Source organism: Actinoplanes sp. NPDC049598, from assembly GCF_040675435.1.
Taxonomy (GTDB): Bacteria; Actinomycetota; Actinomycetes; order Mycobacteriales; family Micromonosporaceae; genus Actinoplanes.
In genome coordinates this window covers 411,209-431,749 of the sequence record NZ_JBFAOX010000005.1, presented here as the reverse complement: position 1 = coordinate 431,749, position 20,541 = coordinate 411,209, and the positions used below count along the sequence as shown (strand labels likewise).

At 71.8% G+C, this 20,541-nt stretch carries 22 protein-coding genes; 17 read left to right on the top strand and 5 right to left on the bottom strand.

Features of this window, described 5'->3' with window-relative positions; genetic code table 11:
• The first annotated feature begins 252 nt into the window (after positions 1-252).
• The 4 genes from rho to AB0J66_RS15440 all read left to right on the top strand — a co-directional run bounded on the left by rho (position 253) and on the right by AB0J66_RS15440 (position 5,064).
• Positions 253-2,367 carry a transcription termination factor Rho gene (gene rho / locus AB0J66_RS15455; RefSeq protein ID WP_364660175.1) on the top strand — a complete coding sequence of 705 codons (2,115 nt, stop codon included), beginning with the start codon at positions 253-255 and terminating at the stop codon, positions 2,365-2,367.
• 124 nt (positions 2,368-2,491) lie between these two features.
• The gene (locus tag AB0J66_RS15450) at positions 2,492-3,649 is read left to right on the top strand and encodes a nitric oxide synthase oxygenase (RefSeq protein ID WP_364660281.1); all 1,158 of its coding nucleotides are present in this window, start codon (positions 2,492-2,494) and stop codon (positions 3,647-3,649) included.
• A 48-nt stretch (positions 3,650-3,697) separates the two neighbouring features.
• The gene (locus AB0J66_RS15445; RefSeq protein ID WP_364660173.1) at positions 3,698-4,048 is read left to right on the top strand and encodes a helix-turn-helix transcriptional regulator; all 351 of its coding nucleotides are present in this window, start codon (positions 3,698-3,700) and stop codon (positions 4,046-4,048) included.
• Positions 4,045-5,064: a hypothetical protein gene (locus AB0J66_RS15440; RefSeq protein WP_364660171.1), complete on the top strand. Its 1,020-nt coding sequence runs from the start codon at positions 4,045-4,047 to the stop codon at positions 5,062-5,064. The genes AB0J66_RS15445 and AB0J66_RS15440 overlap by 4 nt, the downstream gene beginning before the upstream one ends.
• On the opposite strand, the gene AB0J66_RS15435 is transcribed toward AB0J66_RS15440, so the two are convergent.
• Positions 5,048-5,665 carry an RNA ligase family protein gene (locus AB0J66_RS15435; RefSeq protein ID WP_364660169.1) on the bottom strand — a complete coding sequence of 206 codons (618 nt, stop codon included), beginning with the start codon at positions 5,663-5,665 and terminating at the stop codon, positions 5,048-5,050. The genes AB0J66_RS15440 and AB0J66_RS15435 overlap by 17 nt on opposite strands.
• A 5-nt stretch (positions 5,666-5,670) precedes the next feature.
• Positions 5,671-6,558, bottom strand: a complete 888-nt coding sequence (locus AB0J66_RS15430; protein WP_364660167.1) for an AAA family ATPase — start codon at positions 6,556-6,558, stop codon at positions 5,671-5,673.
• A gap of 236 nt (positions 6,559-6,794) precedes the next feature.
• On the opposite strand from AB0J66_RS15430, the gene rpmE reads away from it, so the two are divergent.
• Both rpmE and prfA read left to right on the top strand, forming a co-directional pair.
• The gene (rpmE, locus tag AB0J66_RS15425; RefSeq protein ID WP_097318153.1) at positions 6,795-7,016 is read left to right on the top strand and encodes a 50S ribosomal protein L31; all 222 of its coding nucleotides are present in this window, start codon (positions 6,795-6,797) and stop codon (positions 7,014-7,016) included.
• Positions 7,017-7,098: 82 nt separating this feature from the next.
• Entirely contained in the window at positions 7,099-8,190 is a 1,092-nt protein-coding gene (prfA, locus tag AB0J66_RS15420) for a peptide chain release factor 1 (protein WP_364660165.1), read from the top strand.
• Here prfA and AB0J66_RS15415 read toward each other — a convergent pair.
• The gene (locus AB0J66_RS15415; protein ID WP_364660163.1) at positions 8,174-9,460 is read right to left on the bottom strand and encodes a PQQ-binding-like beta-propeller repeat protein; all 1,287 of its coding nucleotides are present in this window, start codon (positions 9,458-9,460) and stop codon (positions 8,174-8,176) included. The genes prfA and AB0J66_RS15415 overlap by 17 nt on opposite strands.
• Positions 9,461-9,470: 10 nt before the next feature.
• Positions 9,471-10,976 carry a GGDEF domain-containing protein gene (locus AB0J66_RS15410; protein ID WP_364660161.1) on the bottom strand — a complete coding sequence of 502 codons (1,506 nt, stop codon included), beginning with the start codon at positions 10,974-10,976 and terminating at the stop codon, positions 9,471-9,473.
• Positions 10,977-11,117: 141 nt separating this feature from the next.
• Between AB0J66_RS15410 and prmC the strand changes: the two genes are divergently transcribed.
• Genes prmC through AB0J66_RS15390 form a run of 4 tightly spaced genes read left to right on the top strand, consistent with a single transcriptional unit; the run spans position 11,118 to position 14,208 of the window.
• Positions 11,118-11,933 carry a peptide chain release factor N(5)-glutamine methyltransferase gene (prmC, locus tag AB0J66_RS15405; RefSeq protein WP_364660279.1) on the top strand — a complete coding sequence of 272 codons (816 nt, stop codon included), beginning with the start codon at positions 11,118-11,120 and terminating at the stop codon, positions 11,931-11,933.
• Positions 11,934-11,970: 37 nt separating this feature from the next.
• Positions 11,971-12,663: an L-threonylcarbamoyladenylate synthase gene (locus AB0J66_RS15400; RefSeq protein WP_364660277.1), complete on the top strand. Its 693-nt coding sequence runs from the start codon at positions 11,971-11,973 to the stop codon at positions 12,661-12,663.
• Between the two features lies 1 nt (position 12,664).
• The gene (locus AB0J66_RS15395; RefSeq protein ID WP_364660159.1) at positions 12,665-13,243 is read left to right on the top strand and encodes a phosphotyrosine protein phosphatase; all 579 of its coding nucleotides are present in this window, start codon (positions 12,665-12,667) and stop codon (positions 13,241-13,243) included.
• Entirely contained in the window at positions 13,240-14,208 is a 969-nt protein-coding gene (locus tag AB0J66_RS15390; RefSeq protein ID WP_364660157.1) for an L-threonylcarbamoyladenylate synthase, read from the top strand. The genes AB0J66_RS15395 and AB0J66_RS15390 overlap by 4 nt, the downstream gene beginning before the upstream one ends.
• Here the strand turns inward: AB0J66_RS15390 and AB0J66_RS15385 are convergent.
• Positions 14,177-15,634, bottom strand: coding sequence for an SDR family oxidoreductase (locus tag AB0J66_RS15385; protein WP_364660155.1), 1,458 nt, complete (start codon positions 15,632-15,634; stop codon positions 14,177-14,179). The genes AB0J66_RS15390 and AB0J66_RS15385 overlap by 32 nt on opposite strands.
• Before the next feature lie 79 nt (positions 15,635-15,713).
• Between AB0J66_RS15385 and glyA the strand changes: the two genes are divergently transcribed.
• The 7 genes from glyA to AB0J66_RS15350 all read left to right on the top strand — a co-directional run bounded on the left by glyA (position 15,714) and on the right by AB0J66_RS15350 (position 20,462).
• Positions 15,714-17,003 carry a serine hydroxymethyltransferase gene (gene glyA, locus AB0J66_RS15380; RefSeq protein ID WP_364660153.1) on the top strand — a complete coding sequence of 430 codons (1,290 nt, stop codon included), beginning with the start codon at positions 15,714-15,716 and terminating at the stop codon, positions 17,001-17,003.
• Positions 17,000-17,494, top strand: a complete 495-nt coding sequence (locus tag AB0J66_RS15375) for a hypothetical protein (RefSeq protein ID WP_364660151.1) — start codon at positions 17,000-17,002, stop codon at positions 17,492-17,494. The genes glyA and AB0J66_RS15375 overlap by 4 nt, the downstream gene beginning before the upstream one ends.
• A gap of 209 nt (positions 17,495-17,703) precedes the next feature.
• Positions 17,704-17,937, top strand: a complete 234-nt coding sequence (locus tag AB0J66_RS15370) for a hypothetical protein (protein WP_364660149.1) — start codon at positions 17,704-17,706, stop codon at positions 17,935-17,937.
• A 15-nt stretch (positions 17,938-17,952) separates the two neighbouring features.
• Positions 17,953-18,747 carry a F0F1 ATP synthase subunit A gene (gene atpB, locus AB0J66_RS15365; RefSeq protein ID WP_364660147.1) on the top strand — a complete coding sequence of 265 codons (795 nt, stop codon included), beginning with the start codon at positions 17,953-17,955 and terminating at the stop codon, positions 18,745-18,747.
• Positions 18,748-18,814: 67 nt separating this feature from the next.
• Positions 18,815-19,051 (top strand): ATP synthase F0 subunit C, encoded by a 237-nt coding sequence (locus AB0J66_RS15360; protein ID WP_364660145.1) that lies wholly within the window; start codon positions 18,815-18,817, stop codon positions 19,049-19,051.
• 29 nt (positions 19,052-19,080) lie between these two features.
• Positions 19,081-19,641, top strand: coding sequence for a F0F1 ATP synthase subunit B (locus AB0J66_RS15355; RefSeq protein WP_364660143.1), 561 nt, complete (start codon positions 19,081-19,083; stop codon positions 19,639-19,641).
• A complete protein-coding gene (locus tag AB0J66_RS15350; RefSeq protein WP_364660141.1) occupies positions 19,641-20,462 on the top strand; it encodes a F0F1 ATP synthase subunit delta in 822 nt (273 codons plus the stop codon). The genes AB0J66_RS15355 and AB0J66_RS15350 overlap by 1 nt, the downstream gene beginning before the upstream one ends.
• The last annotated feature ends 79 nt before the right edge of the window (positions 20,463-20,541 follow it).

Below are 20,541 nucleotides of genomic sequence, written 5' to 3'. Positions count from 1 at the left end.
TTCGGCGCGCACCCCCGAGACCCCATGGCCTTGTCGGCTGTCTCACCTCCTCAAAGGCACACGCCGAGCAGCATCGAAAGGTCGCTGCACTCGCCGAGACCTACTCGTCAGCCCCTGGCGAGCAGGGACACCGTCGAGCTGCCGTGCTGCACAAACTCCCGCGCCGCTGTTGCGAGGCGGGTACCGCGACACCCGGCCCACCAGGCTGCAGAAAACCGGGAGTCTCGGGCTTTTTCCGACGGAAGGAATCCATTGAGCGACACCACCGACGTGACGTCGGGTGTTTCTGACGTCGCTGACGCCGGCGCCGGCACCACCGCGACCGCCACGAAGCGCCGCCGAGGCGGCACCGGGTTGTCCGCGATGCTGCTGCCCGAGCTGCAGAGCCTCGCCGCCTCGCTCGGCATCTCGGGCACCGCCCGCATGCGCAAGGGCGAGTTGATCACCGCTATCACCGATAAGCAGAGCGGCGGCAGCGCCGCGGCCGAGGCCGCGCCGCGCCCCCGCAGCGAGGCCAAGGCCAGCGCCCCGGCGGCGGAGACCCCGGCCCCGGCTCCCGTGGCCGAGACCCCGGCTCCCGTGGCCGAGACCCCGGCTCCCGTGGCCGAGGCGCCGCAGACCGCTGCCGCGCAGCCGGAGGCGGCGCCGGCCGCCGAGGGTGGCAGCCGTCGCGAGCGTGCTCGCCGTGAACGGGCTCCGCGGGAGACCGCTGCGCGCGACAGCGCCCCGCGGGAGACCGCTCCCGCCGTCGCCGCCGAGTCGGCGCCGGCCACGGTCGTCGCCACGGCGCCGGTTCCGGCGGTGACCGCCGAGGCGGAGACCGCCGAGCGCACCGACCAGCGGCCCGACCGCGGCGAGCGCAACCGCGACCGCCAGCGTAACCGCGACGAGCGGGGCGAAAGGGGCGACCGGGGTGACCGGGGTGACCGCACCCAGCGGGACGACCGTGGTCCCCGTGACCGCGATGACCGTGGTCCGCGTGACCGGGACGACCGTGGTCCGCGTGACCGGGACGACCGTGGTCCGCGTGACCGGGACGACCGGGGCCAGCGCGACGACCGTAACCAGCGCGACGACCAGGGTCACGACGACGACGACAGCGACGGCGGGCGCCGGAGCCGGCGGAGCCGTTTCCGTGACCGTCGCCGCGGCCGTGGTGACCGGGACGGCAACGAGGGCGGTCAGCGCGAGGGTGGCGGCCGCGAGCCGCACGTGAGCGAGGACGACGTCCTGGTGCCGGTGGCCGGCATCCTCGACGTGCTCGACAACTACGCGTTCGTGCGCACGACCGGCTACCTGTCCGGCCCGAACGACGTGTACGTGTCGATGTCGCAGGTGAAGAAGCACGGCCTGCGCCGCGGCGACGCGGTCACCGGCGCCGTGCGGGCCACGCCCCGCGAGAGCGGCAGCGGTGACCAGCGCCGGGACAAGTACAACCCGCTGGTCCGGCTCGACACCATCAACGGGATGGAGCCCGAGGAGGCCCGGCGCCGCCCGGAGTTCTACAAGCTCACCCCGCTCTACCCGCAGGAGCGCCTGCGTCTCGAGACCGAGCCGCACATCCTGACGACCCGGGTCATCGACCTCGTCATGCCGATCGGCAAGGGCCAGCGGGCGCTCATCGTCTCGCCCCCCAAGGCCGGTAAGACGATGGTGCTGCAGGCGATCGCCAACGCGATCACCCACAACAACCCCGAGTGCCACCTGATGGTCGTGCTGGTCGACGAGCGGCCCGAAGAGGTCACCGACATGCAGCGCTCGGTCAAGGGCGAGGTCGTCGCGGCCACGTTCGACCGTCCGCCGCAGGACCACACCACGGTCGCCGAGCTCGCCATCGAGCGGGCCAAGCGGCTGGTCGAGCTGGGCCACGACGTGGTCGTGCTGCTCGACTCGGTGACCCGTCTGGGCCGGTCGTACAACCTGGCCGCGCCCGCCTCGGGCCGCATCATGTCGGGTGGTATCGATTCGACGGCGCTCTACCCGCCGAAGCGGTTCCTCGGCGCGGCGCGCAACATCGAGAACGGCGGCTCGCTGACGATTCTCGCCACCGCGCTGGTCGAGACCGGCTCGATGATGGACACGGTCATCTTCGAGGAGTTCAAGGGCACGGGTAACGCCGAGCTCAAGCTCGACCGGAAGATCGCCGACAAGCGGGTCTTCCCGGCCATCGACATCGACCCCTCCGGCACGCGTAAGGAAGAGATCCTGCTCGGCAAGGAAGAGCTGGCGATCATCCACAAGCTCCGGAAGGTGCTGCACTCGCTCGACTCGAGTGCCGCGCTCGACCTGCTCCTCGACCGGCTCAAGCAGACGAGGACCAACGTCGAGTTCCTGATGCAGATCGCCAAGTCCACGCCTGGCGAGTAACAGCGCAAAACAGGGCGCAGCCTCTCTTAACGGAGGGGCTGTGCCCTTTTTGTCGGACAAGTTGTGTGCTTTGTTCCGGATGCATTCTGAGAATCTCCCTGCAGCTCTGATGGGAGGCGCTCGTATGAACATGCCCGGCTACCGGGACTGTCCACCCGAGAAGTGGGATCGAGCGGCGCCCGCCGATCCGGGCGAGGCCGAGGACTTCCTCCGGCAGTGCTACGCGGAGAACCCCCGGCTCGGCCCGGTGGAACCCCGGCTGGCCGTCGTCCGCGCGCAGATCGCCGCCACCGGCACGTACGTGCACACCACCGAGGAGCTCGCCCACGGCGCGAGGATGGCCTGGCGCAACGCGAGCCGCTGCATCGGCCGTCTCTACTGGCGCAGCCTGATGGTGCTCGACCGTCGCCGGGCCCGTACCGCCGACGAGATCTTCTCGCTGCTCGTGCACCACCTGCGGACCGCCGGGGAGGGCACGGTCCGCCCGGTGATCAGCGTCTTCGCGCCCGCGCAGCCGGGCCGGCCGCACGCCCGGATCTGGAACGAGCAGCTCATCCGGTACGCCGGTTACCGCGACGCCGTCGGCCGGCCGGTCGGCGACCCGCGGCTCGAGGAGTTCACCGACGCCATGCGCGGCTTCGGGTGGCGGGGCAAGGGCGAGCAGTTCGACGTGCTCCCACTGGCCATCGAGACCCCCACCGAGGGGGTACGCCTTTACGAGTTGCCCGAACGGGCCATCCGCGAGGTGCCGCTGACCCATCCCGAGTTCGCCTGGTTCGCCGAGCTGGGCCTGCGCTGGCACGCCGTGCCGGCCATCGCCAACATGCGGCTCACCGTCGGCGGCGTGCACTATCCGCTGGCTCCGTTCAACGGCTGGTACATGGGCACCGAGATCGGCGCCCGCAACCTGGCCGACACCGACCGGTACGACATGCTGCCGGTGGTCGCGGCCCGGATGGGCCTGGACACCAGCCGGGTCTCGACGCTGTGGAAGGACCGGGCGCTGCTCGAGCTCAACCGGGCCGTGCTGCACTCGTTCGAGCAGGCCGGCGTGAAGATGAGCGACCACCACACGGAGTCGGAGCGCTTCCTCAAGCACATCGAGAACGAGGAACGGGCCGGCCGCAAGGTGCCGGCCGACTGGACCTGGATCGTCCCGCCGATGTCGAGCGGGGTGACGCCGGTCTTTCACCGCTACTACCACGAGGCCGACCTGCGGCCGAACTTCTACCTCGACGAGGAGGCCGCCGCCCGGGCCCGCGGCTGCCCGCACATCGTTTAGCCATACCCTCGTGACGAAGATATCTTCGCGCCCACTATATTGGCCGCCATGGCTGATCCCCTTCGGGAACCGACGTTCCTGATCCTCACCGCGCTCGCCGACGGGCCCCGGCACGGCTACGGCCTCATCGCCGAGGTCGACCGGCTCTCCGACGGCCGCGTCGCCCTGCGCCCCGGCACCCTCTACGGCGCTCTGGACCGGCTGGCCGACGACGGCTATGTCGCCCGGGACCGCGAGGAGGTCGTGGAGGGCCGTCTGCGCCGCTACTTCCGGCTCACTGCCGACGGCGAGACCGCGCTGCGGGCCGAGACCGAGCGCATGCGGCGGCACGTCGAGGCGGCCAGCGCCCGCCTGCAGCGGCGTCCTGCCGACGGTTTCGCCATGGGGGTGCGGGCGTGAGCGACTCGTACGAGCGGCTGCTGTTCGCCTATCCCCAGCGCTACCGCCGCGAGCGTGGCCGCGAACTGGTCGACATGTACCGCGAGCTGACCGGTGACGGCCGCCCGCGGCTGGCCGATGCCGTGGACCTGATCGCCGGTGGCGTGCGCGAGCGGCTGCGCGCCGTCGGGCTGGGCGGCATCGCCTACGCCCTGCCCACCGCGGCCGTGTTCACGCTCACCGCCCTCAGCGCCCTGTCCGTCTACTTCCTGGTGGTCTACGAGCTTCATCCCGACACGTCGATGCGCGCCCACGGCGCTCCCTTCGCCTCCTGGTACGTGACCGCCTTCGTCGGCTGGCTCGTGACGGCGGTTCTTCTGGCTGTGCGCCCCGGGCGCTCCGCCCGCGTCGCCGCCGCGGTGTCGCTGGCGCTGGTGCTCGCCGGCCCGGTGCTGCGACTGATGCAGGCGCCGGTGCCGGATCTGCCGATGACCGTCCCCTTCCCGCTCGCGGTGGCGGGCGTGGCGGCGCTGTTCCTGCCGGGTACGGCGTCCCGGGCGGCCCGGTTCGCGCCGTTGATCGCCGCGGCCGTCACGGCGGTGGCCGCGCTGGTGCAGGTGCCGGTTCCCGGCGCCAGCCCGTGGTTCGGTGACACCAACATGTGGCGAGCCGGCGAGGGCACGTACGGGGTCTGCTGCGACTACCGGCTCTACGCGTCGTACGCGCTCCACCTCGCAGGCGTGGCCCTGCTGCTGGCCGGCCTGATCGTGGCGGTGATCGACGCACGCCGGGGGCGGACCCGCGGCGCCTGGCTGCTTCTGGTCCTGGCCACCCCGATCGCGGCGCTGATGTCGGTGTGGCTGTCCGAGGTGGGGCCACTTCGTACGGTGGTGATTCGCGCCACCGACTGGAGCGAGTACCAGCCGCTGCTCGCCGGGGTGATCGCCATGCTCGTCACGGCGGTGGTGCTACCACTGCTGATTTCGCTGGGCCGGTTCGTCCGGCTCAAGATCGTGCGGCCTAGGCGAATTCGTTGACCGCGAAGTCGTCACGGTGCCGCCACGAGTCGGGCGTGCGCACGTGATCGGCGCGGACCCATTTGAGTAGTTTGTGGGTGAACTCGGCGGCCGGAATGCGCCCGGCCGCCCTCACCACGTACCCCTCGGATGTTCTTTCGTCCCGTTGCGCCGCCCAGGCGGCGCGGGCCTCGGAAAGGCTGCCGCCGCGGTAGAGGACGGGGACGACCGGCAGCTCGAGCCGATGGGCCCAGTCGACCGTGTCGTCCCAGCCGAGCAGGGTGTCCGTCTCGTCCCAGATGCCGAAGACGATGAAGACGCCGGGCAGGTCGCAGTAGGCGATGCTGCGCCGGGCCCACATCGACTCGCCGCAGACCCGCCACTCGTCGGGGATCCGGTACGCCGTCATGGCCCACAGCGCCTTGGCCGGGCGGTCCCACGGCTGCGTGCCCGAGTCGGGCGAACGGCCGTACATCGCGTCGCGGGTGAAAGTCAGGTTGCCGCCGTCGAGTTTCTCGGTCACCACGAGCTCACCGTCCAGCCAGGACAGATCCGTCTGCACCTTGTCGTCGTGGGTGGCGCCGGGGGAGTCGGGCAGGTGGAAGGTGCGCGGGTACTTCATCGCGTTCAGAAGTCCCCCTCCGCCACCTGGAACACGGTCAGCCCGAGCTCACGCCACATCCGCACCACCTGCCGGCGGTCGTCGAAGACGCCGACGATCCGCCAGCGGTCCCGGATCTGGAGCTCGAAGATCTCCTGCTTGACCACCCAGTCCTTGCGGCTGTCGCCCCAGGGCCGCATGAATAGTGCTTCGTACGGCACGTCCACGTAAAGACCCAGCCAGGCCTCGGTCTCGGCCCGGCACACCTCGTCGCGGCCGGTGCAGAAGACGATCGCGTTGCCGGCGGCGTGCATGGCCCGGACCGCGGTGATCACCGCCTGGTGCGGGAGGTCGCTGCCGACCTCCTCCCAGTCGTACGGGCCGCGGCCGCTCATCAGCGCCACCGTGCCGTCGATGTCGACGAGCAGGGCCGGCGGCAGCGCCGGATCGGGCTCGTACGAGCGCTCGGGCGCCGCGTACGGCACCGGCAGCGGAAGGGGACGGTTGGCCAGATACCGGTCGAACATCTTCCGGATCGCGTCCTCGCCGACCCGTTCCTCAGGATCGCGGGCGGCGTCACGCCGGATGCATTCCTTGAGCGGTACGTCCGTGAAGTCGTGCACTTCGAACGAGGCGCCGTAGCGGGCGGCCAGCTCGGCCCACTCGCGTACCTTGCTCGGCCGCAGGTTGGTGTCGTCGACGACCACGCTGGTGCGCCGCCGCAGCAGCGCCTCGACGGTGGCCCGCTGGGCGTCGGAGACCTGGGCCTCGGCCCACTGCGTGTAGAGCCGGGTGCCGTGCAGCATCCGGCGCAGGTCGTCGCGGTTGACCCGCACCACGCCGGGCTGCAGCTTGCGCGCGAACGTGGTCTTGCCGGAGGCCGGCAGACCACGGGTGATCAGCAGTCGTGTCATGCCACCGGCGACACTACCGGACGAGAAACGGACTTTATTCGCATTAAGCGCGTGGAATGCAACTGAGAAGACGTGCGTTACACCCTCCGGACCCGCGATTTCTCGGTTGTACTCGAGACATGGCAGACTGGTCCATCGGCCAAGGTTCCGGTTCACGCCCGAGCTCGCCGCCCTGGCGGGGCGGCGCGGTGCTGACAGCGACCCGGCGACCACCACACTGAGAGGGACCGATTCACATGAAGAGCGGCATCCACCCGGAGTACACGACCACCGAGGTCATCTGCTCCTGCGGCAGCACCTTCTCCACCCGCAGCACCGCCAAGGGCGACATCCGTGTCGAGACCTGCAGCGCCTGCCACCCGTTCTACACCGGCAAGCAGCGCGTGCTCGACACCGCGGGCCGCGTGGCGAAGTTCCAGGCCAAGTACGCCAAGGTCAACGCCGCGAAGAAGAAGTAACCGCGTCGACGGCGCCCGCACCCGGTTCCCGGGGGCGGGCGCCGTTCGCATGTGACCCGATCTTCAGCCTGGGGAGAGACCCGTGAGCACCGACCGCCTGGCCACCCTTCTCGACGAGTACACGGCGCTCGAGAAGCAGATGGAGGACCCCTCCATCCACGCCGACCAGGCTCTGGTGCGCCGGGTCGGCCGCCGCTTCGCCGAGCTGGCGCCGATCTACGCGGCCAACGCCGAGCTCGAGGCGGCCCGGGCCGACCTGGCCGCGGCCAAGGAGCTCGCGGCCGAGGACCCGTCGTTCGCCTCCGAGGTCGAGGCGGTGGCGGCCACGCTGCCCCCGCTCGAGGAGAAGCTCGGCGAGATGCTGATCCCGCGCGACCCCAACGACGCCAAGGACGTGATCGTCGAGATCAAGGCGGGCGAGGGCGGCCAGGAGTCCGCGCTGTTCGCCGGCGACCTGCTGCGCATGTACACGCGCTACGCGGAGCGCCACGGCTGGGTCGTCGAGGTGATCGACTCGCAGGAGTCGGACCTCGGTGGGGTCAAGGACATCTCGGTCGCGGTCAAGACCAAGGGCGTGCCCGAGGGCGGGCACGGCGTCTGGTCCCGGCTCAAGTGGGAGGGCGGCGTGCACCGGGTGCAGCGCGTCCCGGTCACCGAGTCGCAGGGCCGCATCCACACCTCGGCCGCCGGCGTGCTCGTGCTGCCCGAGGCCGAGGACGTCGAGGTCCAGATCGAGCCGAACGACCTGCGCATCGACGTCTTCCGCTCGTCCGGGCCCGGCGGCCAGTCGGTCAACACCACCGACTCCGCCGTCCGCATCACCCACCTGCCCACCGGCACGGTCGTGAGCTGCCAGAACGAGAAGAGCCAGCTGCAGAACAAGGAGTCGGCGATGCGCATCCTGCGCTCCCGGCTGCTCGCCATCGCCCAGGAGCAGGCCGACGCTGCCGCCTCCGACTCCCGCAAGGCGCAGGTCCGCACGGTCGACCGCTCCGAGCGGGTCCGGACGTACAACTTCCCGCAGAATCGGATCACCGACCACCGGATCGGCTACACCGCGTACAACCTCGACCTGGCTCTCAACGGCGAGCTCGACGGCGTCCTGGACGCGCTGGCCGCGGCCGACCGTGAGGCCCGGCTGGCCGGCGAGGACAGCTTCACGGCACCTCGCTGACCTCCACGAGGTCGCCGCGGTTGCAGATCAGATAGCGCGCGGCCGCCTGGCAGTGATAGCCGGGCAGCCGGTCGATCGTGCCGAGCAGCACGCGCCGGCCGGTGTCGGTCTCCCAGTGGGTCACCGCTGTGCGCCCGGGCGGGCTGACCGTCGAGCGCAGCAGCAGGACGGTACCGGCGGGCTCGGGACTCCAGACCGGCGTGCCGCGGCCCGGCTCACCGACCGGAGTGCCCGTGGCCGCGTCGACCAGCACCGGCTCACCCTCCTCGCTGCCGTCGTCGAGCAGCAGCCGGTCGTCACCGACGGCGAGGGCGTTCGTCGCGCCCGGCAGGCGCCACCGGACGCGCCCGGTGGCCAGGTCGTGCGCGACCAGCCCGCCGGCGCCGCTGAGACACAGGGCCGGGCCGCACTCGAAGGCGTACCCGTCGGTGTCGCCGGCGTTCCAGGCCGGGCGCAGGGTGTCCATGCGGTAGACGGTCAGGTCGAAGACGCCGGCCCGGGACTGGTTGACGATCAGGTGTCCGCCGAAGGCGGTCAGGTCGTTGAAGTAGCCGTCCTCGGGACGCGGGTCGACCATCGGGATCCGGCCCGAGACCCGCAGCGCGCCGGTCGTGTAGTCGTACACCCGGACCTCGCCCTCCGCCGTGGCCGTGACCACGCTGTCGGGCCGGCCGCCGGACTGGGCGACGATCTGGTTACGGACGCCCTGGGGGTCCCGGCGCCACACGGTCATGTTGTCGGCCAGCCGGACGACCCGCATCGTCCGCAGACTGCCGTCGGCCCGGTACTCGGCCATCAGCGCGGTGCCGGCGCCGATCGTGTGCGGCTCGCCGGGGGCGCGCCAGAGCTCGGCGCCGGTCGCCATGGAGAGCGCGATGGTCTGGTAGCCGGGCCGTTCCTCCCGGCGGATCTCGGCCGGGATCAGCAGCAGGCCCGCCTCCTCGGCGGCCTGCAGATAGCCGACCGAGCCGGGCAGGGGGCGCTGCCACCGCTGCCGGCCGGTGCCGAGGTCGTACGCCGTGATCAGGGAGTCCTGGCCGTCGGTGCGGTGGACGTAGACCCTCTCCGAGGTCAGCGCCAGACCCTGGCTGCCCACGGCCGAGGCGCTCCACAGCGGACGGACGCCGCGCGGCTGCGGAACCGCCGAGCCGGCGACCACGCCGACGACCAGGATCGTTATCGCCGCGGCGGCCAGCCGGCGGTCGCGGCCGAGCGGGCGGGCATGCTCCGGGCGCTTGCCGGAGATCTCGCCGAGCTCGATCGTGGCCATCTGGGAGCCGTCATCTGGTCGGTGTCCGATTGGCCGCGGCGGCGGCCAGGGCCGCACTGAGCGTACGCCCGTGGGCGCCGACCTCGGACCATCCGGCGGCCAGCCCGACCGGCGTGCCGGGCACCAGGACCTGCCAGTTCTCCGCGTTCGTGGCGGCCGCGAGCCGGCGTGACACCTCGGCCGCCTGGGCCGTCCCGGCGCCCGGGAGCACGACCACGAACTCGTCACCGGCGAAGCGGGCCACGAAATCGCCGCGGCGCATCACTCGATTGAGGACACCGGCGATGCGCTGCAGCACCAGATCGCCGCAGTGCCGGCCGTGCCGTGCGTTGACCGCGGTGAAGCCGATCAGGTCGCACACGCCGACCGCGGCCCGCTCGCCCCGGGCCAGCAGCGCGGCCACGTAACGCTCGAGCTGGCGGCGGTTGGGCAGGCCGGTCAGCGGGTCGGTCAGCGTCTCGTCGCCGTAGCGGCCGGGGTCGCGCTGGGTCTCCTGGGCGTCGAGCCGGGCCGCGACGCCGTCGAGGTAGCCGTCGCGGAACCGGTCGATGCGCTGGGCGGCCAGGCGGAACGCGTACCGGTCGGCGGTGTGCGCGGCGGCGTGGTCGCCCGCGGCCGCGTAGCAGATGCTGCGCAGCCGGGCCGGCTCGGCCGCGCCGAGCACCTCGGGCGCCACCGGCACCGCGTCCAGCATGGACAGCGCGTGCGCGGGGCGGCCGCCGGCGATGGCCAGGCAGACGTTCCCCAGGTGACGCAGGTCGCGGGTGCGCACGCTGTCGCCGCCACCGGTCAGCCACTCGGTCGCGTCGGCCTGGGTCTGTTCGCCCAGGGCGGCCCGGCGGGCCAGCGCGTAGCCGTAGGCGGCCCGGCTGCCCGGGCGCAGCTGGCCGGCGCCGACCGACACGTACCGGCTCAGCTCGGCGTCGATGTCCCGCAGCACCCGCAGGCAGCCGTCGGTGTCGCCCTGGTGGTCGAGGGAGACCGCGTTGCGCAGGCGGATGCCGGGGGCGGCGAAGATCTCCGGGGCCAGGCCGGCCGCGGCCCCGACCTGCCGGGCCTGCTCGATCGCGGTCAGCGCGTGCCCGTGGAAGCCGAGGTACGAATAGGCCATGGCCAGGTCGTGCCAGCCCCAGGCGGTCTCGGAGTCGTTCTCGCGCACCGCGGCCAGGGCGCGGGAGGCCTGTACGAGATGGGTGACGCCGCGGTCGAGGTTGCGCTCGAGGTGGGCCCCGAGAGCGGCGAAGGCGTGCATCTGGCCGCGCAGGTACGGGTCGGGGATCTCGCGGACCGCGTTGTCGGCGGCCGACATCGCGGTGGCCAGCTCGGCCACCCGGCCCAGGTTTATCAGCGCGCCGAAGCGCTGCACCAGCGCGTAGGCCCGGGTCGTGGGATCGGTGGCCGTGGCGAGCACGGCGTCGAGGATCGGCAGCGCCTCCGCCGAGCGGCCGTTCTGTTGCAGGCCGCCGGCGCGGTGCAGCTCGTCGACGTTCTCCGCGAGCTGGTCCAACCAACTCACCAGGTGCCTCCCACCCGTGCCGCGCGAACAGACCGCCGACCCGGCCGGTCGGCGCCCCACGCGACGTTCGATGATTATGCCGTGGATCCGGACTCCGAAGACAGCTCCCGACCGCTGGTACGGACGCGACTCAGCGATGCGATCGCAACGGCGACGGCCGATCTCTCGGCGGCCGGCGTGGCCTCGCCCCGGGTCGACGCCGAGCTGCTGGCGGCCCACGTCCTGGAGATCTCCCGCGGCCGCTTGCTGCTGGTGGACGGGATCCGGGCCGACGAGCTGGGCCGGTTCCGGGCGCTGGTGGCCGAGCGGGCCCGGCGCGTCCCGCTGCAGCATCTGCTCGGCACGGCCGCGTTCCGGCATCTGGAATTAGCCGTCGGCGACGGTGTTTTCGTCCCACGACCCGAGACGGAGCTTCTCGCGGGCTGGGGCGCCGAGCACGCCGGCCCGGGCTCGACGGTGGTCGATCTTTGCAGCGGCACCGGGGCCATCGCGCTGTCGGTGGCCGACGAGAGCCGGGCGGCCCGGGTGATCGCGGTCGAGCGCTCACCGGTGGCGCTGGGCTACCTGCGCCGCAACGCCGCCGGTTTCCCGGCCGTCGAGGTGGTCGAGGGCGACGTGACCGATCCGTCGCTCCTGTCCGATCTGCGGGGAGCGGTCGACGTGCTGCTCTGCAACCCGCCGTACGTCCCGGAGGGCACGCCGGTGCCGCCCGAGGTGGCCGACCACGACCCGGCCGAGGCGGTCTTCGGCGGGGCCGACGGGCTCACCGTCATCCGGCCGGTCGTCCGGCTCGCGGCCGCGCTGCTGAAACCCGGTGGTGTGGTGGGGATCGAGCACGACGACGTGCACGGCGAGGCGGTGCCGGCGTTGCTGCGGGCCGACGGCCACTTCACCGAGGTGACCGCACACGCCGATCTCACCGGCCGCCCCCGGTACGCGACGGCACGGCGCACCTGATCGATGCGCCGCGGCGCATGGCAGACTGCACGGTGTGATGCTCTACGACTGCCGTACCACCGCGGACCGGGATCGCGGCATCGCCGCCGCCGTCGAGGCGGTCAAGAGCGGTGAGCTGATCGTGATGCCGACCGACACGGTCTACGGCATCGGCGCCGACGCCTTCACCCCGCACGCGATCACCGCCCTGCACCAGGCGCGCAGCGTCACCAGCCAGGTCCCGCCGCCGGTGCTGGTCGGCTCCCGGCACACGCTCGACGGCCTGGTCTACTCGCTGCCCAAGGCGGCCCGCGAGCTGGCCGACGCGTTCTGGCCGGGCGCCCTGACCCTCTACGTCGAGCATTCGCCGAGCCTGCAGTGGGACCTGGGCGACACCGGCGGGCAGGTCGCGGTGCGCATGCCGCTGCACCCGGTGGCGCTCGAGGTGCTGCGCGCGGTCGGCCCGATGGCCGTCACCACGGCCAACAAGGTCGGCCGGGGCGCCCCCAACACCGCCGACGAGGCCCGCGACCAGCTCGAGTACGCGATCCGCGTCTACCTCGAGGCCGGCCCCGCGCTCGACCCGGCGCCCAGCACCATCGTCGACGTGACCGGTGACGTCCCGCGGGTGCTGCGCAACGGCGCCATCCCCTTCGAAAAGCTCCGCGACGTGGCGCCGGACATCCTCCCCATGGGTTTTGACGGGTCCTCCGCGCCGTCAGGCGCTGGCAGCAGCTCAGCGGAGGGCTGACGTGGAGCCGTTCACCGTCCTGCACGTCTGCATGGGCAACATCTGCCGCTCGCCGATGGCCGAGCGCCTGCTGGCCCGCGCGGTCAAGGACCGCGCCGGCGACGGCGGCGAGAAACTGGTCCGCAGCGTCAGCGCCGGCACCGGTGGCTGGCACGAGGGCGAGGAGATGAACCCGCCCGCGGCCCGCCAGGTGCGCGCCCGCGGCGGCCGGCCCGACGGCTTCGAGGCCCGCAAGCTGCGCGGCGACTTCATCGACGAGGCCGACCTGATCCTCACCGCCACCGCCGACCAGCTCGACTACGTGGTGGCCCTGCGGCCCGAGGCGGCCGCGCGCACGTTCGTGACCGGCGAGTTCGGCCGGCTGCTGGCCGGGGTCGACGCGTCCCGCCTGCCCTCCGGTGACGTCCACGCGCGCGGGGCCGCCATCGTCGAGGAGGTGGCCCGGCTCCGCGGCGACGACCCGCCCCGCGAGGGCGACGACCTCGACGACCCGTGGGGGCGCGGCGACCAGACGTTCCAGCGCATCGGCAACGAGATCGAGGACACGACGGTCCCGTTCGCCGCCCTGCTCCTGCCGTGACCGGCACGATCGTCCGCCCCGACGCCGAGGGGCTGCGCCGGGCCGTCGAGGTGCTGCGGGCCTCCTCCGTGGTGGCCTTCCCGACCGAGACCGTCTACGGGCTGGGCGCCGACGCGTTCTCGGCCAAGGCCGTGGGCGAGATCTACCGGCTCAAGCAGCGGCCGTCCTGGAACCCGCTGATCGTGCACGTGGCCGGTGTCGAGGCGGCCCGCGAGCTCACCGCGGCCTGGCCGTCGGTGGCCGACGACCTGGCCGCCCGGTTCTGGCCGGGGCCGCTCACGCTCGTGCTGCCGCGGGCCCGGCACCTGGCCGGGGTGGGGGCCGGCGACGAGACCATCGCGATCCGGATCCCGGCCCACGAGGTGGCGCTGCGCCTGCTCGAGGCGTCCGGGCTGCCGCTGGCCGCGCCGAGCGCCAACCGCTCCGAGTCGATCTCGCCCACCACCGCCGAGCACGTGGTCCGCAGCCTGCCCGACGTGCCGCTCGTGCTGGACGGCGGGCCGAGCTCGTGGGGCATCGAGTCGACCGTGCTCAGCCTGGCCGGGGCGACGCCCACGCTGCTGCGGCCGGGTGCGCTCCCGCTCCGTACGATCCGGGAGGTGACCGGGACCATCGCGCTGCCCGACGCCGGCCCGGCCGACGGCGCGGCCCGGCCCTCGCCGGGGATGAGCCGGCGGCACTACGCCCCGCGGGCCCGGCTGATCCTGGCCAAGGACGTGCGTGACGTGGACCGCTCGGAGCTGGCGGGGCCGGTCGGGGTGCTCACCTACGAGACCGCGGACGGGCCCGGGGCCGAGATCCTGTCGGGCGACCCCCGGGAGTACGCGGCCGATCTCTACGCGGCCCTGCACCGGCTGGACGACGCCGGGGTGGCGACGATCCTGGTCCAGGAGCCGCCCCAGACCGAGGACTGGCTCGCCGTCCGCGATCGGCTCACCCGGGCTGCTGCTGCGCCGCCCCCTTAGCGATGTTCCTCGCCATGCCGCTGAAGATCACCCCGTGGAAGGGCAGGACCGAGGCCCAATACGCGTGCCCGGCCAGCCCGCGCGGCAGGAAGACCGCCCGCTGGCGGTAGACGCTGCGCCCCTCGCCGTCCTTCTCGGCCGACATCTCGAGCCAGGCCCGGCCCGGCACCCGCATCTCCGCCCGCAGTCGCAGCAGCCGGCCCGGCACGATCTCCTCGACCCGCCACCAGTCCAGGGCCTCGCCCACCCGCAGGTGATGCCGGTCGCGCCGGCCGCGGCGCAGCCCGACCCCGCCGGCCAGCCGGTCCAGCCAGCCCCGGACCGACCAGGCGAGCGGGAACGAGTACCAGCCGTTCTCGCCGCCCACGCCCTCGATGACCCGCCACAGGGCCTCGGCCGGGGCGTCGACCGGGCGGCTGCGCTCGTCCACGTACACGCTGCCGCCCGACCAGTCGGGGTCGCTGGGCAGTGGCTCGGCCTCGGCGTCGCGGCCGGTCGCGTCGGCCCACCGGGTCTCCACGTTGGCGTCCCGGATCTTGCCGAGCGCGTACCGGACGGCCTCGTCGAAGCCGATCGGCTTCTGGGGGTCGAACCGGGCGATGTCGTTCTCGTGGGCCACCGCCTCGTGGACCAGGCTGGCCACCAGCGGCCGGGCGATCGCGTTGGGCACCGGGGTGACCACCCCGACCCAGTGGGCGGACAGCCACGGGCTCAGCGGCCTCAGCGGCACCACGACGCGGCGGCGCAGCCCGGCCACCTTCGCGTAGCGCTGCATCATCTCGGCGTAGGTGAGCACGTCCGGCCCGCCGATGTCGAAGGCCCGGTTGACCGAGGGGGGCATGCCGGCCGCCACCACGAGGTAGCGCAGCACGTCCCGGACGGCGATGGGCTGGATCCGGTTACGCACCCAGCGGGGCGTCACCATGACCGGCAGGCGCTCGGTCAGGTAGCGCAGCATCTCGAACGAGGCCGAGCCGGACCCGATGATCACCGGCGCCCGCAGGACCGTGGTCGGGACCCCGCTGGCCAGCAGGATCTGCGCCACCTCGGCCCGCGAGCGCAGGTGCGGGCTCACTTTGTCACCGGCCGGCGGCTCGGGGCCGCCCAGATAGATGATTCGTGACACATGGGCCGCCCGGGCCGCCGCCGCGAAATTCTCGGCCGCCCGCCGGTCGCGTTTCTCGAAATCGCGCCGGCCCAGCGAATGCATCAGGAAATAAGCGACCTCGACGCCCTCGAATGCCTTTTCGAGCGATTCCGGGTCCTCCAGGTCGCCCTGGACGATTTCCGCCCGGCCGGCCCACGGCACGTCCCGCAGCCGTCCCGGTCCGCGGGTCAGGCACCGCACGTCGTGGCCGGCCTCGAGCAGCCGCGGGGCCAGCCGCCCGCCGATATATCCGGTCGCACCGGTCACCAAGCAGCGCATAACTCAAACTGTGCCCGCCGAAGGGGCCGGGTAAGCCATATGCTCGATTTCGGCAGCGTTGCCTAGTCGGGGAGGGCGCGTGGACACGTTCTGGGGGCCGGACTTCGCCGCGCTGTCCCGGGCCGATCCGGAGATCGCCGGTGTCGTCCTCGGCGAGCTCGACCGGCAGCGGGCCGGGCTGCAGCTGATCGCCAGCGAGAACTACACCTGGCCCGAGGTGCTGGCCGTGCTCGGCTCGACCCTGGCCAACAAGTACGCCGAGGGCTACCCCGGACGGCGCTACTACGGCGGCTGCGCCGAGGCCGACCGGGCCGAGGAGCTGGCCGTCCAGCGCGCCCGTGACCTGTTCGGGGCCGATCACGCCAACGTGCAGCCGCACTCGGGCACGGCGGCCAACCTCGCGGCGTACGCGGCGCTGGCCGAGCCCGGTGACACGGTGCTGGCCATGGAGCTGCCGCACGGTGGGCACCTCACCCACGGCAGCCGGGTCAACTTCTCCGGCAAATGGTTCCGCCCGGTGGGGTACCGGGTCACGCCGAACACCGAGGAGATCGACTACGACGAGGTCCGCGATCTCGCCCGGGCCCACCACCCCAAGCTGATCATCTGCGGGGCCACGTCGTATCCCCGGGCGATCGACTTCGCCACCTTCCGGGAGATCGCCGACGAGGTCGGCGCCTACCTGATGGTCGACGCCGCGCACTTCATCGGCCTGGTGGCGGGCCGGGCCGTACCCTCGCCGGTCCCGTACGCCGACGTGGTCACCTGCACCACCCACAAGGTCCTGCGGGGCCCGCGCGGCGGCCTGATCCTCTGCCGCTCGGAGCTGGCCGAGCGGGTCGACCGGGCGGTCTTCCCGTTCAGCCAGGGCAGCCCGATGATGCACGCCATCGCCGGCAAGGCGGTGGCCCTGCGGCTGGCCGGGCTGCCGGAGTTCCAGGGGTACGCGGCCCAGGTCGTCAAGAACGCGAAAGCGCTGGCCGCGGGTCTGGCCGCCGAGGGCATGCGGCCGGTCTCGGGCGGCACCGACACGCACCTCGCGCTGGCCGACCTGACCGGCCTCGCGGTGACCGGCCGGGACGCCGAGGCCCGCTGCGACCAGGCCCGCATCAGCCTCAACAAGAACGCCATCCCGTACGATCCGCAGCGTCCGGCGATCGCGTCGGGCATCCGGGTCGGCTCGCCGAGCGTGACCACCCAGGGCATGCGGGAGGGCGAGATGCGGCAGATCGCCGGGCTGATCGGCGTCGCGGTGCGCAGCGACCCGGGCACGGGCGCGGGTGCGGCACGGCTGGCCGGCGTGGCCGGGGAGGTCGCCGAGCTCGTCGGCCGGTTCCCGGCCTACGCGCGGCAGGAAGTGATGGCATGAAGCGGTCCGAGGACCTCGAGGTCGAGCCGTACGATCCGGCGCTCGACCCGACGCTGAAGGACGACGAGGACGACCGGCCGCTGCCCGACCTCCCGCCGTTGCCCGCCGACCCGCGCTGGCGGGTGGCCCACCTGCCCTTCCTGACCACCGTCGCCTTCGCGCTGCTGCTGTTCGCGGCCTCGGCCGGCTTCCTGGTCGACGGCGCCCCGTCCGCTCTGGGCGCCGCAATCGGCGTGCTTATAGTGACGATCAGCTATACGATGTCGACACTGGTGATCGCCTGGGCCGACACGGTGCGGCCGGCGCTGCTGATGCCGCTCGCGCTGGTGACGTACGTGCTCAAGTACTCGGTGCTCGGCCTGGTCCTGGCGTTCGGGGTCTCCAGTGACTGGCCGGGCAAGGACGCGCTCGGCTGGGGGATCGTCGCGGGCGTGGTGGTGTGGACGGCCGTGCAGGCGTGGTGGATTCACCGGGTGAGTCGCTCAAAGTGATCGTCTAGAGGCCGTTTGGCCTCGTCAGCGTCCCTTTCGTGGTTTGTTGACCACGAAACGGTGACGTGAACGCTCGGCGCTTGTCCGGTTATGGCGAAGGGGGAGTACCGTGTCCTTCCAGTTGCGCGACCCCTGACGCCTGGACAACTGCGGTTGTGCGGGGGGCCGCGCTTAGCCTCGTCTTTCCTGCTGATATCGTTCGGGCCGTCATGACCGGTCAAGAACCCCCCAAGCGTCCCAGTGATGACGACGGTCCCCCGCCACCCGACACGGGCATGGGAATGACGGCCGTCGCCTACCTCATCACCGGGATGTTGGTCTGGGGAGGGATCGGTTTGCTGGTCGACCACTGGGTCGGGACCAAGGGCATTTTCGCCGGCATCGGCGCGGTCGTTGGTATCGGCGGCGGTGTCTACCTCATCGTGCGCCGTCTCGGCGCCTGACAGGAAAGGGCTACGGTGACCGGTCAGACGACGATCCTCGCGGCGGACGTTCCGTTCCCGCCGAGCGTCGAGGATTTCTACCTGCCCAGCATCGTGCCGTGGGGCGGGCACGACAGCTACTGGTTTACCAAGATCACTGCGCTCCTGTGGATCTCGGTCGCGCTGATCATCATTTTCTTCCTGGTCACGTACCGGAAGCCCAAGCTCGTTCCGACCAAGAAGCAGTGGATCGCCGAGAGCATCTACGGCTTCGTGCGGAACAACATCGCGGTCGACATGCTCGGCAAACGGGGTATCAACTTCGCGCCGTACCTCACGACGCTGTTCGTCTTCATTCTGTTGATGAACTTCTGGGCCATCGTGCCGTTCGCGCAGATCTCGCCGAACTCGCACATCGCGTTCCCGGCGGTTCTCGCGGTGATCAGCTACGTGATGTTCATCTACATCGGCATGAAGCACCACGGCGGCCTGAAGTACTTCAAGCACGCCCTGATCCCGCCGGCGCCGTGGTTCATCCTGCCGCTGCTGATTCCGATCGAGTTCTTCTCGACCTTCCTCGTCCGGCCGTTCTCGCTCGCGGTTCGTCTGTTCGCCAACATGTTCGCCGGCCACATGCTGTTGCTGGTGTTCACGCTCGGCGGCTTCGCGATGCTGAACGCCAACGTCTGGTTCGCGCCGTTCTCCGTCGTGTCCTGGGCCATGACCATCGCCCTGACCTTCCTGGAGTTCCTGGTCATCTGCCTCCAGGCCTACGTCTTCACGGTGCTGACAGCGAGCTACGTCCAGGGCGCGCTCGCCGACGAGCACTGAGCAGTACTGGTAACACCCCGTCATCGTCCCGCGTGACAGTCACGCGAGATACCAGGAGGAAATTGCAATGGTTGACGTTCTTGCCGCCGTTGAGGGCAGCACCGCCGCCATCGGCTACGGCCTCGCCGCGATCGGCCCCGGCATCGGTGTGGGTCTCGTTTTCTCGGCGTACATCCAGTCGACCGCCCGCCAGCCGGAGTCGTCGCGTCTGACCCTCCCGTACGTCTGGATCGGCTTCGCCGTCATCGAGGCGCTCGCCCTGCTGGGCATCGCCTTCGGTTTCATCTGGGCCGGCAACGTCTAAGCCGCCCTTCCCGCGCAGCGGAGGTCTGAATGATCACCTATTACCAACTCGCGGCTGAGGCGGCTGAGACCGAGCACAACCCGATCGTCCCGCTCTGGCAGGAGGTCGTGCTCGGCATCATCGCGTTCGGCATCCTCTGCTTCGTGCTGATGAAGTTCGTCTTCCCGATGATGGAGAAGACCTTCGCGGCGCGGGTGGACGCCATCGAGGGCGGCATCAAGCGCGCCGAGACCGCTCAGGCCGAGGCCAACCAGCTGCTCGAGCAGTACAAGGCGCAGCTGGCCGAGGCCCGCACCGAGGCCGCCCGGATCCGGGACGAGGCCCGGGCGGACGCCGAGGGCATCCGTCAGGACGTGCTGGCCAAGGCCCGCGAGGAGTCGGACCGCATCATCGCGTCCGGTAACGAGCAGCTCGCCGCGCAGCGCGAGAGCATCGTCCGCGAGCTCCGCTCCGAGGTGGGCACGCTCGCCGTCGACCTGGCCGGCAAGATCGTGGGCGAGGCGCTCGCCGACGAGGCGCGCAGCCGCGGCACCGTCGAGCGGTTCATCAACGAGCTCGGCGCGACCGGCTCGGCGGGCGGGCGGCGCTGATGGCGTCGAGCGTCAGCCAGAAGGCCTACGCCGAGGCGGTCGAGAAGCTCGGCACGGCCACCGCCTCGGCCTCGGCGGCGCAGGTGGCCACGGTGGCCGACGAGATCCTGTCGGTGGCCGGGCTGCTCCGCAACCAGGCCCGGCTCCGCCGGGCGCTGACCGACCCGTCGCGTTCGGGCGGCGAGCGGGCCGAGCTGCTCCGCTCGCTGCTCTCGGGCAAGGTCACCGCCGTCACCCTCGACTCGCTGGCCACGCTGGCCGCCGGCCGGTTCTCCCGGCCGACCGAGCTGCTCGATGTCATCGAGCGGCTCGGCGCCGACACGGTGCTCTCCAGCGCCGCCAAGGCGGGCAGCCTGGCCGAGGTCGAGGACGAGCTGTTCCGCTTCGGGCAGATCGTCTCGGGCAACGCCGAGCTGGCGGTCACGCTCAGTGACCCCGGTGCGGCCACCGAGCGCCGGGTTAAGCTGGTGGGGGACTTGCTGAAGGGCAAGGCCCAGCCGGCCACGGTGCGGCTCATCGAGGTGGCGCTCGAGGGCTTCGGGGGCCGTAGCTTCGAGGGATCGCTGACCCGGCTGGTCGAGCTGACCGCCGCCAAGCGCGATCGTGAGGTCGCGTACGTGACGGTCGCCAAGCCGCTCACCGACGCCGACGAGCAGGCGCTGGCTGCCAAGTTGTCCGACATCTACGGCCGGCAGGTCTCGCTGAAGGTCGACGTCGATCCTTCGATCATCGGCGGCGTCAGCGTCCGGGTCGGCTCCGACCTCTACGACGGCACGATCCTGCGGCGGCTCAACGCCGCGAAGCAGGCGTTCTCCAAGTAACTTTTCTCTCGGCCCGCGCGTTCGCGCGCGGGGCTGAGCAGGCCCCTCGGTGGCGGCGACGTCCCGAGCTAGACAGAGA